Raw genomic sequence first — 14,263 nt, forward strand, 5'->3', positions numbered from 1 at the left:
GATGACATTCGAACAGGGAGCACTTTATGTTCAACTCAGCTAACGAGACCCACTTCAGCCTGACGGTTGAAGACTATGTCGGCGACCTGCAAGTGCTGTCGTTCACCGGCACCGAAGGCATCAGCCAGCCGTATCGCTTCGACCTCGAACTGGTCAGCGAAAACCCCGATCTCGACCTGGAAAAGCTTCTGCACAAGCAGGCATTCCTGGCGTTCGATCCGCAGGGCAGCGGCATCCACGGCCAGATCTACCGCGTCGCCCAAGGCGATGCCGGCAAGCGCCTGACCCGCTACAAAGTGTCGATGGTGCCGCAGCTGCAATACCTGCATCACCGCACCAACCAACGCATCTACCAGCAGATGTCGGCGCCGAAAATCATCGCGCTGATCCTCGAAGAGCACGGCATCAAGGGCAACGCCTACAGCTTCCAGCTGAGCCAGCCGTGCCCGGATCGCGACTACTGCGTGCAGTACGACGAAACCGACCTGCACTTCGTCCAGCGCCTGTGCGAAGAGGAAGGCATTCACTACCACTTCCAGCACAGCGACAAAGCTCACCTGCTGGTATTCGGCGACGACCAGACCGTGTTCCAGAAACTCGGCCAGCCGACCGCTTACGTGCAAGGCAGCGGCATGGTTGCCGACGAACCGGTGATCAAAGGCTTCAAACTGCGCCTGGAAACCCGCACCAGCCGCGTCACCCGACGCGACTACGATTTCGAAAAGCCGCGCCTGCAAATGGAGGCCGCGTACAAACCGGAGGGTGAAAGCACTGAGCCCGACCTGGAAGACTACGACTACCCCGGCCGCTTCATCGAGCGTGCGCGCGGCAAGTTCCTGAGCCAGCGCGCCCTCGAACGCCACCGCGCCGACTACCGCCAGGCCGAAGGTCGCGGCGACCAGACCAAACTGGTCAGCGGCCACTTCATGGAACTGTCCGACCACCCGCGCAGCGAGTGGAACGACCTGTGGCTGCTCACCGAAATCGTCCACGAAGGCAAACAGCCGCAAGTCCTCGAAGAAGGCGTGACCAGCGACACCACCGACAACAAGGACGACTTCCACCAAGGCTACCGCAACACCTTCCTCGCCACTCCGTGGGACGTGTTCTACCGCCCGGCCCTCGAACACCCGAAACCCCGCGTCCTCGGCAGCCAGACCGCCCACGTCACCGGCCCCAAAGGCGAAGAAATCCACTGCGACCAGTACGGCCGCATCAAGGTGCAATTCCACTGGGACCGCGAAGGCCAGGCCGACGACAAAACCAGCTGCTGGATGCGCGTCTCCAGCTCCTGGGCCGGCGACCGCTACGGCGCCATCAGCATCCCGCGCATCGGCATGGAAGTCCTCGTCACCTTCCTCGAAGGCGACCCCGACCAACCGCTGGTGACCGGCTGCCTGTACCACAAGGAAAACCCGGTGCCGTATGCACTGCCGGCGAACAAGACGCGCAGCGTGTTCAAAACGCTTAGCTCACCGGGTGGTGGTGGGTATAACGAACTGCGCATCGAAGACAAGAAAGGCGCGGAGCAGATCTACATTCATGCGCAGCGTGATTGGGATGAAAACGTTGAGCACGACCAGAAGATTCGGGTCGGTAATGAGCGTCACGACACCGTGGTGAAAAACACCTACACCGAGCTCAAAGCCGAAGAACACCGCACAACGATCTCCGACCGCAAGATCGAAGCGAAGCTGGATGATCACCTGACGGTTGGGCAGAACCAGCACGTCAAACTCGGCACGGCGCAGCTCACTAGCGTGGGGAAAGAGATTCACCTCAAGGCTGGGGACAAGATTGTTATTGAGGCTGGGACGGAGCTGACCATCTTGGGTGGTGGGAGCTTTATCAAGCTTGATGGCGGTGGGGTTACGGTGGTTGGGCCGGTGATCAAGATCAATGCCGGTGGCTCGGCTGGGTCGGGCACGGGCATCGGGATTAAGCCGCCGGTGCTGCCGGGTGCGGCGGATAAGGATAAGGCGGGGAGTTTGATGGATCAGGCGTTGTTGAATGCGCCGCCTGAGAAGGTTAAGCCGAAGGCTTTTTTTGTGTTTTCTGAGTGATGAGTTTCGTGATGGTAACCAACAAGTACGTAAGGCAGATGAAGTGGTTTTCCATTGCACTGCTGACCTTGGGGATGAGTTCGGGTGTCTTTGCCTCTTCGTCCAGCACCGCCCAATGCCCAAGCAGCAATTTTGCTGATTTCGTCAAAATTTTTTCATCTGACTTAGAGACACAGAAAGCGTTTATTGCGTCTCCTGTGAAGCATATTCACGTGATAGCTGATGGGAAAATACCGAAGGTCATCGAACGGAGCTTGAGCGCGATAGCCGGCGATGAGTTGAAGGTGCTGCTTTCGGAAAATGCTGCCAAATCAGGTCTCACTATTGAAACCCAGGTGCCTGGCAGGGTGGTCGTCCGTGATGAGGCGGGCCATTTTTTGAAGATTTTCGTCTTCAAACACAGTGATTGCTGGGCTCTGAGTCGAGTGGAGGACTGGGCAATCGATGCGGTGATGGAAGAGATCACTCAGTCTGAGAAATTAACGCCCGGTGAGCTGGAACTCAAAAAAGGCGTCATATTCGACAGGTTGGTCAACAAGGCGTCTCCCGAATCAGGGATCTATTTGTACGCCGCGGCATTGGATAGCTATTTAGATGGCGCCCGGAAGGGTTCGGCGCAAGCAGCATTCGCTGCTGCGGGAATCAGTCTTTCTGGACAAGCGCCACGCTTGGAGAATTCCAGAATCCTAGCGTTGTTGATTCAAGCTTCAGAACAAGTCCCGGATGCCGGCTTGACTCTCGCGGATTTTTATTGCGACGAAGGTGAGTATGACGAAAATCACGGTTGTATTAACCCCAAAGAATCAATAGCGACATTGGAGCGTGTCGCCCGCCTAGGTTCGACTAAAGCACTGATTCGTTTAGGCGAAGTGTACGAAGCAGGAGCCCTCGTACCTGCTGACTTGCCTCGTGCAATGGCGTGTTACCGGAAGATTCAGAAAACCGACCCTAAGACGGCTACCGCTTTGGCTGAGCGCTTGGCAGCCCGAGGCGCCGTCAGCGATAACTCTATTCAATGTTTTGAAGCAGGAAGCTTTTGATGAGCACAGGACTACTTGAGCAAAGGCAGCAATATCGCACTGGTTATGAGTACGGCCCTTACAAGGGCGAGACTGACCATGATAACGATGGCAAAAAGGAAATCGACTGCTCCGGGCTTCTGTATCGAATGCTTAAGGATGCGGGATATACGATCCCTTACCTCACAACATCAGGGTTAAATACCGACACTACTTATTTTGATGTGATCCCGCTTGCGGAAGTACAGCCGGGCGATATTGCACTGTGGATAAACTTTCATGGGCACACGGGGGTCATCGAAGACATTTCCGGGTCGCCTGTTCGAGATCGGGGGAATTTCTTCGGTTCACAGTCTTCTAACGGACCGAAATCTGCCAAATATGGGGCGGGTAGTGGTTACTGGCCAATGCCTGAAAAGTTTTTACGCCCGAGGCCCCAATTCAGAGGCGCACAACCAGCACCCGCACCTAATCCTGCGCCGGCCCCTGCACCGGCAGGCCCAGCTCCGCTGATGAGTTTCCAATATCCATTCAGAAAAGCTGACGGTAAGCAGTTTTCTGATGCGGATGAGATTTATAAGGCTCTCGAAAACGAGAGTGCCGGGCATTATTTGCTGGGCAGCAACAAGTTCTGGCACGGTGGCATTCACATCACCAATGCCAGTGCTCCTCAGTGCATTTTGAATGAACCAATTCGTTGCATGGCCGACGGCGAGGTCGTGGCATATCGTCTTAACGAAGATTATTTGGAGTCGACCTTTGGTGAAAATGAAAAAAAACTGAAGTATTCCAATTCTTTTTGTCTTGTACGCCATGAGTATAAATCCGAGCCTAATCCTGAAGATGGGCCAAATAAGGGCAAGCAAAATAAGCTGACTTTTTTCAGCCTTTATATGCATTTGCTACCTTATAAGCGTTATCCGCTGTCGGATGAGGAAACTCCTAAGCCTAAGGTGACAATGCAGGTTGACGACTTTAAGGCCTACGATAGTTTTCCCGAAGCATCCGGCTGGCCCTCTCCAGGAAAGTTGACCAGCGGGACCAAACTTGAAGTATTGGAGGAAAAAGCCGCAGGGGATATTACCTATGCCAAGGGTAAGATTCTGTCGGGAAGCGTCAAGAACAACGCACAAAAAGTACGCTTGTCAGGCAGTGTGGTCTGGTTTGCTTACCTGAAAAATAGTGAGCCATTTAAGAACTCGCAGCAAAAGCGTATATGGCGTGCCGACCCGATTCCCGAGCGTAATAAACCAAAATATTGGCAAGGGAAGGTAAAAGGTACTGCTATCAAAAAGCTGGATCTGTATCAGGAACCGGCTTCACCGCAGAATGGACAGCCCGCAGGCCCCAGAAAAGGAACAATGCAGCTTAATCCGGGAAGCGTTGTTGAGTTTGACAGTAAAGATGTATTGAACCTGACGGTGTCGGGGGCCACCCGACGAATGGCGAAATGCACGAAAATCAGTGGCGACCTTGCCGGCGCGGGTGAGGTGACAACTAGTTTTTGGGCATTCGTGGAGAATGAATTTGTCGCTTGGGATGTCATTCCAACAAGTTTTGATTCCGTCGAGCTCACGGGGACAGGGATTAAGGCTGGCGATCCGATTGGCTATCTTGGGCTGACGGAAAATTTGTCTGGAGAGGACGGTAGTGTTTCAAGCAAGCATCAGGTTCATGTCGAGATATTCACCGCGGAAACCCATGTAGCGGACTTTTTGAAGAATAGCGCGGGGTTGAAAGTCGGGAAACAATACCTTCACTTGTTAGCAGGAACAAATCTGAAGAGAAATGCGCCAGCGACAGATTTGACTCCGCTCAAGAAAGCCCATGCCGTTAATATAAGCAAAACCCGTGCAATCAAAGAAGGCGCTGAGGATTTTTATCAGGTTTCTGTCATCGAAGACGGCTTGCCATTGGCCGGTCTGATAAACAAAAAAGAAACCGAAATAATCACGCAGCACGATTGGGAAAAACTCGGCTTCAGTGTTGTTGAGGAATCAAACTCGACGGCGGATGGATTTCTTGATCCGGATAGCATGCCGCAGTTTTTCAAAGATCTGTTCCTAAAGATGGATACCAATGACGATAAGGAAGTTGATCCTGCAGAGCTTGCTGCTGCATTGAAAAATGCAGAGACAAGAGCGAGCTGGTCCAAGCTGATCGCGCTTCATCCTACGGAATGGAAAGAGCGAGCAGATGCTGCCAAATGGAGTCGACTTGATGTGATTTTAAAAGACGCTCCGAAAACCTTGAAGCACGAGAAAGAGCGAATTACGAAGTATGTGTTTTGGGAGGATCTAAAAGACAAGGCCGCCATGAGTACGGACTTGATTTGGCATTTTCATCCCATTGAAGCGCTGAGTAACTTTATGAGCCGTTCCGAATTTATAAACGTGGAGCGTTTTGTAGCCATGTATGCTGAGCAACATGCTTCGTTCCAGGCTGACGCGCCTCCGCTGTCTGCTGCGTCGAAGTCTAACTTGCGTAAGATTGCAGAGAATGTTAATAAATATCTAGACAAAACCAAAGAGATTTATACCGTCTATGAATTGTCATATATGTTCGCGACGGCGCGTCACGAGGCTTATCAATTTATGATCGCTGAGTATTTTAGCGCTGCGCCGGAGTATGGGCCGGTTTCCTATTTTGACAAATATGATCCTGTGCTTGCGGATACCGCAACACGCAGACAAACTGCGATCGGCAACGGTAATACGGTACAAGGGGACGGTTTTAAATATCGGGGTCGTGGTCTCGTTCATTTGACGTGGAAGAAAAACTATCAAAAGGCGAAAGATTATTTTGGAATCGACTTTGTCTCCCATCCCGATGAGGCCGCTGGGTTTGAAAACTCTGTGCCAATTATGATATGGGGTATGAAGGAAGGTATATTTACTGGGAAAAAACTTGGCGATTACGTTAATAATACCACCAAGGATTATGAAGGGGCGCGCAAGGTAATCAACGGTTCTGACCAAAAAGCGCTGATCGCGAGTTATGCCGTGAAATTCGAAGCGATACTAAAGGCCACATCAATTGCGCCGGAGACCAAATGAGTATGAAGATTAAATTGCACGTAGGTTTGGCTATTGTATCTTTCGTATTGGCAGATGTCGCAGTCGCCGAACCGCATGACGTGTACTCAGCCGATGTCGACGCTCAGTCTCTAACCGTTACTTGGTCAGGTGGTAGTGAAACTATAGAAGGCGTTGTCGGCAGTCGGGGCGAAACAACTAGGGAGTTGGTTGAATTTAATGGGGGGAAGGCCCTCCATTATGAAAATTTGGCGTCGCGTGCTCCGTTTGAGGCCTATTTTACGTTGAGTAGGCAAGGCGCGAAGGTTATCATAGATTGCGTTTATACAAATATTCGGAACGAGCAGAATGGAGTTCTAATAAACAAAGCCGTTTGTGGCTTGAATCGCCCTTTAACTGAAGAATATGAAGAAACAGTTTCTGAGTTTTCAGATCAGTGGAAAAATTTAACTAACAAGGTTGCTACAGCTCCTTTGTTGGCAACGCCACCGGTATTGGTCGAAGTTGAAGACTCAACTCTTGGTGGGGTGAAGTTATCCCGAACCTATCATTCTCCGAATGACCTAAGGTTTTCGCGTCCCGAAAGCGTTGTAAAGAAAGACAAAGTCAGCCACTCCTTTGGTGATAACTACGTATTTTCCGTTTACTCGTTTGGTGATTTAATTAGTCCGCTCTATCTTGATGTGTCTTCTGGAAAGCTTGACAGTGCATTCGTAAGGTATGATCGGGCTGCTTTAAATAAGTTGTTCTGATCAACTCTTCTGGCCTCAAAGGAAGGACGGATCTGTTTGGTGTGTACTGCGATTTTTGTGTAGATTGCGAAGGCAAACAGATCTGTTCTGTTTAACTCACTGGCTTAATAATGGCAGTGGGGAAATGGGGACAGGCTACGGTTTTAGTCGTTACCCGAAAAACATGGTCTATCTCCTTTTTTCTGAGAGAAAATTTTTGAGGAAAATGGGACTGATTTATTTTTTGCGCTCGACCGCTTTGAATTTAGTTGAGAACTTAAATAGATCTGGCCCGTTTGTCGGGTCTGACTCTATCTTCTGTCACGGGCCCGATCAGAATTGAACGGATTACTGAGTTTTTTTACGGACGCCAAGGAATGCAGATTTTCAGATTCAGCCTCATTTTTTACTTTCAACACTGTCGCCTGTGGTCATGGCTGAGGGCACGATGATTGCCACCATCCTTCAGGCCGACTTTTCCAAGGATCCGGAAGTCCGGTTGCTTGTCAGAGTCGTTGATGTGGGTGGCGGTTCGGATACCCCTTCCATGGCGGTTCGTAATCAATGCCTGGAGAGGAAGGCGTCCGCAGAACGTCCTGGGCCGGATCCGTGCTTTTCGATAGAGATCACTGAGAGCAATAAGCAACGGGCCATTGTTCGGCAAACGCTATTGAATGATCCTCAGCGCACAACCGACCCTATCTATTTGGAAATTGTTTATCGCTCGGAGGTCAGCGAGAGCGATCCGACGAATCACCATCAGCGATCCGCCACACTGAAGATCGAAGAAAACGGCCTCTACAATTGGAACAATGAGAGCGAACAGGCATTGGCGGACGTTGAGTGGTTTCCCTCGGGAAATGGTGTTCTTGATCTGATGGTTCCTGACGCGGATGCATTGCTGAATTCTGTATATCGGGATCGTATGGGTCGGCTGGACGAAAGCGGTCAGAAAGCACTGAGAGAAACTCAAAGAGCCTGGATGAAATTTCGAGATGCGGAGTGCCAGGCCGACCCGAAATCGCAAAAATCAGTTTTCGGTGAGTGGTCCGATGCCTGCCTGATTCGCGCGACGATAGAGCGTGCTCGCCAATTGGCTTTGGCACCGGACAAGAGCAGACGTTGAAACGGACAAGCCAGAGCATTCGCGCGAAAGCGTCGACTTGGATGAGCATGAACAAATTTTTCTTTCTCTTTTTTGCGCTATTTCCTTTAGGCGCTCAAAGCGCAGTCACCACCGAATCACTTTGCTTCGAATTATCCCAATCGAGCCCGGTAAAGTTCGAACTCCGTACCTACTACGACGAAGCCAGCAAATGGTCCGGTGGTTTCGTGAAGTACGCCAAATCCAGCGAACCCATTTCCATCGTGTTGACAGATTCCCAGAACGAAATCCTCGACCCGGACGCGCCTTGGCAGCACACCAGAACCTGGTCTGAAGTCGTCAACGGCAAGGTCACGGGTAGCTATGAGTTGATGACTCAAGGCTCACAGATCGTCTCGATGTCTTACACAAAGCAGTCCAACGGCAAGGTGTACAGCTTCGGATTCAATACCAGCATCGATTCCTCCTTGGAGTCCGGTTGCAAGTGGGAATAGGGCGAGTACATGCAATTCAAAACTCTAGCGGTATCACTGCTCGGCCTGATGTGGACGATCCCGGCGTTAGCCGAAACCACCACCATCAGCCCAGCCAAAGGCGTCGACGCAACGCTGGTTCTCGAAGGCTCCAAGCTGAACATCGCGGTTAAAAGCGAAATGCACAGTGAGTCGCGAACAATCGATTTTGAAGCCGAAAACGAACTCCACGTGCAGTTAGACGATTTCAATTTCGACGGCGCCCAGGATTTCGCGATCTGGCAGCTTGATGACGGCATGGGTACTTACGATTACTACCGGGTGTTCGTTTACCAAACCAGAACCGGAATGTTCGAAGAGTTGCAGCCGGACTGCGGCGATGGTTTCGTCAATCTCCGTGTCGACAGCAAACGCAAGGCGTTAACCAGCACTTACTGGGAAATGAACAGACCGAAGCAATGCGTCACCCGATTCAACAAACGCAAAACCTGAATGACTCAAGGATGAACACATTGAAACGTTTTGTTTTTACCCTGCTAGCCGCGCTGCTGCCAGTTTCAGTGGTCTATGCGCAGGACGACTGCAGCCAGGTCACCTCAAGCCTGGAAATGGTGCCCTGCTCGGAGGCGGCGAAGAAGGCTGCCGATGCGCAGTTGAACGTCAGCTACAAGCAGTTGATGTCGCGGCTTGAGTCTGATTATCGAGCAGATCCGGCGTTGGGTGCGGAGTACGCGGCGAAGGTTAAAGAGTCGCAGCATGCGTGGTTGAAATTGCGCGATGCGAACTGTCCATTGGAGGCATTCGAGATCGAGGTGGGTAAGCCTGCTTACGTGGCGGTCAGCAACTTGTGCATCGCCAGAATGAGCCGCGAGCGCTCGGCGTATCTGGACAAGATCGTCCCTGCTCTTGCATCCGACAAGAGCACTTCGACGGCACCCACCAGCGACGCTTGCCCCTCGGAGGAGTTCGCGCCTTTCCTGACTGCGTTTTCCGCCAACAGCGAATCACAGCGCCGTCTGACTGCGATGACGGTCAAGTCGCTGGTGTTGAAACCGGTAGCGGGAAAGGATCGAAGTACCTTTGAGCCTTCGACCTCGGGTGTTAGTGGAGCTACTTTCAACTATCCGCTGATGGCTGCAATCACACCCGGCAAGACACTAGGGGTCGAGATCGAAGAGGTCGATGATAGTCACGTCAATGTGGTGGATAAACGGGCGGGTAACAGCAATATCAAGATCTTCAACTTCTCTCGTCAGGCATGTTGGGTGCTTGAGGGGGTTGAGGATTGGTCGATTAGTGAGAAAGACTTGGTAGTGGCGAGCAAGCCCAAGTTGAGTGTTGAGGAAAACTTCTGCCGCCAACGTGCCAACGCCTTTGGTAATTTGGGAGGACTGGAACAGTACCGTCTCACCGCAGAGCTTTTCGAGGCGTCACTGGAAAATGACCTTTGCGCAGCGCGTTCCGGAGATCCAGAATCCAGTTTGAGTGCGGCAAGTTTGAGCCTTTCGGGCATGGCGCCGCAGTTGCCAACGTATAAATTGGAGGCGTTGATCAAAGCTGCAGCGGCTACTTCGCCCGAAGGCGCACTGATGCTTTCGCTCTATTACTGCGACGGCAACACATTGGCTGGGACAGGTTCATGCCAACATCCAGCGTTGGCTGAAGAATCAATGATCCGGGCTGCGACCATGGGCAGCGTCCACGCGTTGGGTGCTTTAGGCTCCGCTTTCGAGCGGGGGGAACTGGTGACCAAGGATTTGTCCCGCGCTGTGGCCTGTTATGAAATGGGCGCGGCAAAGGGAAACAAAGGATCGATCCATCGTTTGGATGAGTTAAAGAAAAACTCCACCACACCAATCAAACCCAGCTACTGCTACTGACAACCCCCGAAACCCCACGCTTTTCCTTTAAACTCCCCACCCCCAAGGAATGCGCTCAGGACACGGAATGCCAGCCCCCTCGACCTCGCTTCGCCCAGCGCTAGTGCTCTGGCTATACGCCGCTGCGATCGTGCACATACTCGCCGGTCTTACCCTGACCTGGGCCGGGCATTCCGGATTACTCGACGGCTATCTGCAAGTTCTCGAACTGGCATTCTGGGGCGCCGACCCGGTGCCCGCCGCCGGCCACGAACAACAGGTCTGGTGGCTCGCACTCTTCGGCGCGACGCTGCAAAGTTATTCGCTGTACATGCTCGCGCTGGTGCACATCGGCAATCGCTCGAAAGCGCCGATGGTGTGGGGCTGGTTGATGGCCGGCATCCTGTTATGGGCGCCGCAGGACATGTGGCTCTCGGCGCAACAACAGGTCTGGTCGCATCTGTGGCTCGACGGTTTTGCACTGTTGCTGCTGTTGCCGCCGCTGGTCTGGCTGTATCGCCATGACCGCAAAAAATCCCGTCCAGAAAAAGCATCGAACGAGTCCAACCCGTTTACCGGCAGCGCCTACAAACGAGTGCTGATCACCGGCGGAACCGGGTTTATTGGCGAGGCGGTGGTCAATCAATTACTCGACGCCGGCCACACCGTGAGTGTGCTGGCGCGTGATCCATTGAAAGCGGCGAATCTGTTCGACGGTCGCGTGCGTTGTTTTCGGTCTCTGAGTGAAATCAGCCACGACGAATCCTTCGACGTAGTGATCAATCTCGCCGGCGCGCCCGTCGCCGGCCCACGCTGGGCCGCCAAGCGTCAGGCGCAACTGCTCGCCAGTCGAGTCGGCACCACCGAAGCGTTGATGACCTGGCTGAAGAACACCAAGCACAAACCAGCGCTATGGATTCAAGCCTCAGCCATCGGTTTCTACGGCGTGCGCGATGCCAGCGAAAGCCTCGACGAACACGCCAGCAAGGGCGACGGTTTCATGGCCGAACTCTGTGCGCGTTGGGAGGCCGCCGCGCAACCGGCCACTGAGTTTGGCGTGCGTCAGGTGGTGCTGCGCCTCGGTGTGGTGTTCGGCCCCGGCGGTGCGTTGTTGCCGCTGCTGATGCCGTTCCGCCTGGGTTTCGGTGGGCGCATGGGTGACGGTCGGCAGATCATGAGCTGGGTGCATCGCGACGATGTGCTTCAGGTAATCGCCCGTGCCTTCGACGATGAAAGTCTGGTCGGCACCTACAACATGGTCGCGCCCGAAACGATCAGTCAGGCAGCATTCGCCGAGCAGGCCGGCAAGGTCCTCAAGCGTCCGGTGTGGTTCCACATTCCCGCCGCGCCAGTGCGTGCATTGGCGGGGGAGATGGCGCAGTTGTTCTTCGACGGTCAGCGCGTGGTGCCGCAGCGTTTGACCGAGGCTGGCTACAAATTCCGTTATCCCACCCTCGACGCCGCTCTGCGCGATCTGACCTGAGGATCGCTCATGAGCAAGCCCTTGATGTACCTGCTGGCCGGCAACGGCAGCGCCGCCGATTGGTGGGACGATGCGTTGCCGCACTTTCAGCGCTACGACGTGGTGCCGCTGGAGTTGCCGGGCTTCGGCGCCAATCCGCAGCCACCCTGCGAGGATCTGGCGGACTACGCGCAGACCTTGCTGGCGATGACGGAGCAGGGCAGCGCGATCATGGCGGTCGGGGTTAACGCGTTGCTGGTGCTGCATGCGTTGCAACGTCGGCCTGGGCACTTTTCTCGCAGCGTTTTGCTGGCGCCGGTCGGGGCGTTTTTGTGGCAGCGTCGCTTGCCGGCATTGATGTCGCCGCTGCCGATCCGCAAGACCATTCACTGGTTGCTGTCGAATAAACCCACGCTGTTCGCGCGCAAGTTTTCCAACCAGACCTGGACTCCCGCGCAGTACCAACGCATGGGCGCCGGCTATGCGCGCTGTCGTGCGTTTGTGCCGCACTGGGATCTGATTCGTGCCGATACTGCGCTGCCGCTGCTGGAGTGGATCACCGATCCGGTCGAGCTGGTTTGGGGCGATCAGGACAACGTGCTGGGCATCGAGCAAGCGGCGGCGTGGTCGGCGATTCTCGCTCGCGCCGACCTGACCATCAGCCTCAAACCCGGTTGGGGTCATTACCCGTGGATCGACTCGCCCGCGCAGTTCGCGCAGTGGCTGGAGTCGGGCGAGCGCGGGTTTGTCGCGCACACCAAGGGCGGGCGTTTGCGCTTGGCTGAGCTGGCGCGGCAACCGGTGCCGGCGGCACTGACGCTCAACGATTGCGCAGATCCGCGTCTGCCTGCGTTTCTCGCCGCCCAACCCGATGTGACCTGGGCGGTGCGCTCCTCCAGTTATGGCGAGGATCAGGCCGATTCGGCGAATGCCGGTTTGAGCACAACCTATCTGCGCGAGCCGCCCGCCAATGTGCCGAAACGCATCGCCGAATTGACTGCTGAAGGCGTCGAGGAAGTGGTGGTGCAGCGCTTCATCACCCCGGTAGTGTCCGGGATAGCTTTCGTGCGACATATCTCGGTAGAACTCGAATGGGTTGAAGGCCATCTCGAATCGCTCGCCGACGGTCACGCCAGTCCCTCGCGGGTAACGCTTTCGCGGCTCGGCGATGCGTGGCGCAGCGGCACATTCACGCCATCCCACGGCTTGACCGAAGACCTGCTCTGGCACTTTCTGCAAGACGTTCTGCGCGTGTTCCACTACGTGCCCGGCGACGTCGAATGGGCCTGGGACGGCGCGCAACTTTGGCTGCTGCAATACCGGCCGATCAGTGACTACGGCTGGCGCCGGCACCTCACCGCCGCCAACATCGCCGAGATCCTGCCGCCACAACCGAGCGTTTTTGTCGAGTACGCTCAGCGCCGCGCGGCAGCGAGTATTCCGGCGATCATGGCGCGGTGGGATGCGCGAGTGTTGCAGGACAACGAGCCGTTCACTGCCGTGTTCGGCGGCGCGTCCTACATCAACAACGACCTGTTCCTCGCCCGACTCGCCGACTGGGGCATCAGCGCCAGCAACTATGCCGGTGAAGTCGGCGGCGCGACCCCGCATCTGCCGTGGCAACCACTGAAGACGCTGCGTTCGTTGCCGCTGTTCCTGCGCATGCAGCGCATTGCCCGTGGTCATCTGCTGACCCTTGAGCGTGGCTTGCAGCGCTTCGATCAAGAGCTTGCCGAACTCGTCGCCCAAGGTGCCGACGGCCAACAATTGGCGGACTGGTTCACCCGGTTTTATGTGTTCGTGGTGCAAGGCAACCTGTGCATCGCCACGGCACTGGCCAGCAGTGGCGGCGACTGGCTCGGGCGCCCGCCGACCGCGTACGAGAACCTTGAAAACAGTCCGCATCGATTGCCGTGGGAGACCGACCCGGCCACCCCTCGGCCGACGGCGAGCGAGTTGCCGCTCCAGCCATTCCCGCAATGGTCAGGGCTGATCCGCCTCGCTCATTCCACTGGACTACCGGGCCTGCGCGGCTACTACCTGCAAGTGCGCGAGTGGTATCGCGACAATCTGATGCGCATCTTCTTCCGCTTGCATCACGCGATGCCGCCGGCGGATCGCGAGCACTGGTTCGCGCCGCATCTCGACATTCGCAGCCGCGACGGTAGCTTCTGGCAGGACGGTCGTGAAGGATCGGAGCAGGCCACCGGGTTCATGATTTATCCGGGGCAGGTGCGGGGTGTTCTCGGGAAGGACATTTTGCTGGAGGACACGCTCGATCCCGGGCGACATGCGCACTATCAAGCTGCGCGGGCGGTGATTGCGCGGATGGGTGGGCGGTTGTCGCATGGCTCGACGTTGTTGCGTGAATTGCGCAAGCCGTCGGCGGTGATGCCACAGGTTGATCCGGCGTGGGTGGGGTGTGAGGTGGTGTATCGGGATGGGGAATTGGAATTGATCAATTCGAAGGATATGAAGTGAAACCATCACCTTTGCCAGTAAGCCTTCAGTTACGG

Annotated in this window: 10 protein-coding genes; all 10 read left to right on the forward strand. The window is 55.0% G+C overall.

Annotation, left to right across the window (positions count from 1 at the left end; genetic code table 11):
- Positions 1-26: 26 nt before the first annotated feature.
- The 10 genes from AB4P92_RS16395 (at position 27) to AB4P92_RS16440 (ending at position 14,228) form a co-directional block, all read left to right on the forward strand.
- Positions 27-2,063, forward strand: coding sequence for a type VI secretion system tip protein VgrG (locus AB4P92_RS16395; RefSeq protein WP_395597887.1), 2,037 nt, complete (start codon positions 27-29; stop codon positions 2,061-2,063).
- An 11-nt stretch (positions 2,064-2,074) separates the two neighbouring features.
- Positions 2,075-3,103, forward strand: coding sequence for a sel1 repeat family protein (locus AB4P92_RS16400; protein WP_261735514.1), 1,029 nt, complete (start codon positions 2,075-2,077; stop codon positions 3,101-3,103).
- Positions 3,103-6,138 (forward strand): hypothetical protein, encoded by a 3,036-nt coding sequence (locus tag AB4P92_RS16405; protein WP_395597888.1) that lies wholly within the window; start codon positions 3,103-3,105, stop codon positions 6,136-6,138. Before AB4P92_RS16400 ends, AB4P92_RS16405 begins: the two co-directional genes overlap by 1 nt.
- Positions 6,135-6,869 carry a hypothetical protein gene (locus tag AB4P92_RS16410; protein ID WP_261735517.1) on the forward strand — a complete coding sequence of 245 codons (735 nt, stop codon included), beginning with the start codon at positions 6,135-6,137 and terminating at the stop codon, positions 6,867-6,869. Before AB4P92_RS16405 ends, AB4P92_RS16410 begins: the two co-directional genes overlap by 4 nt.
- Positions 6,870-7,296: 427 nt before the next feature.
- Complete coding sequence (locus AB4P92_RS16415) at positions 7,297-7,974, forward strand: lysozyme inhibitor LprI family protein (protein ID WP_200612710.1); 678 nt, start codon at positions 7,297-7,299, stop codon at positions 7,972-7,974.
- 47 nt (positions 7,975-8,021) lie between these two features.
- Positions 8,022-8,447: a hypothetical protein gene (locus AB4P92_RS16420; RefSeq protein ID WP_261735518.1), complete on the forward strand. Its 426-nt coding sequence runs from the start codon at positions 8,022-8,024 to the stop codon at positions 8,445-8,447.
- Between the two features lie 9 nt (positions 8,448-8,456).
- The gene (locus tag AB4P92_RS16425; RefSeq protein ID WP_261735519.1) at positions 8,457-8,918 is read left to right on the forward strand and encodes an XAC2610-related protein; all 462 of its coding nucleotides are present in this window, start codon (positions 8,457-8,459) and stop codon (positions 8,916-8,918) included.
- Between the two features lie 20 nt (positions 8,919-8,938).
- Complete coding sequence (locus AB4P92_RS16430) at positions 8,939-10,306, forward strand: lysozyme inhibitor LprI family protein (RefSeq protein ID WP_395599678.1); 1,368 nt, start codon at positions 8,939-8,941, stop codon at positions 10,304-10,306.
- A gap of 67 nt (positions 10,307-10,373) precedes the next feature.
- Positions 10,374-11,768, forward strand: coding sequence for a TIGR01777 family oxidoreductase (locus tag AB4P92_RS16435; protein WP_395597889.1), 1,395 nt, complete (start codon positions 10,374-10,376; stop codon positions 11,766-11,768).
- Positions 11,769-11,777: 9 nt separating this feature from the next.
- Positions 11,778-14,228 (forward strand): alpha/beta hydrolase, encoded by a 2,451-nt coding sequence (locus AB4P92_RS16440; protein ID WP_395597890.1) that lies wholly within the window; start codon positions 11,778-11,780, stop codon positions 14,226-14,228.
- Positions 14,229-14,263 lie beyond the last annotated feature (35 nt).

This window comes from Pseudomonas sp. A0308 (assembly GCF_044218815.1).
GTDB lineage: Bacteria > Pseudomonadota > Gammaproteobacteria > Pseudomonadales > Pseudomonadaceae > Aquipseudomonas > Aquipseudomonas iridis.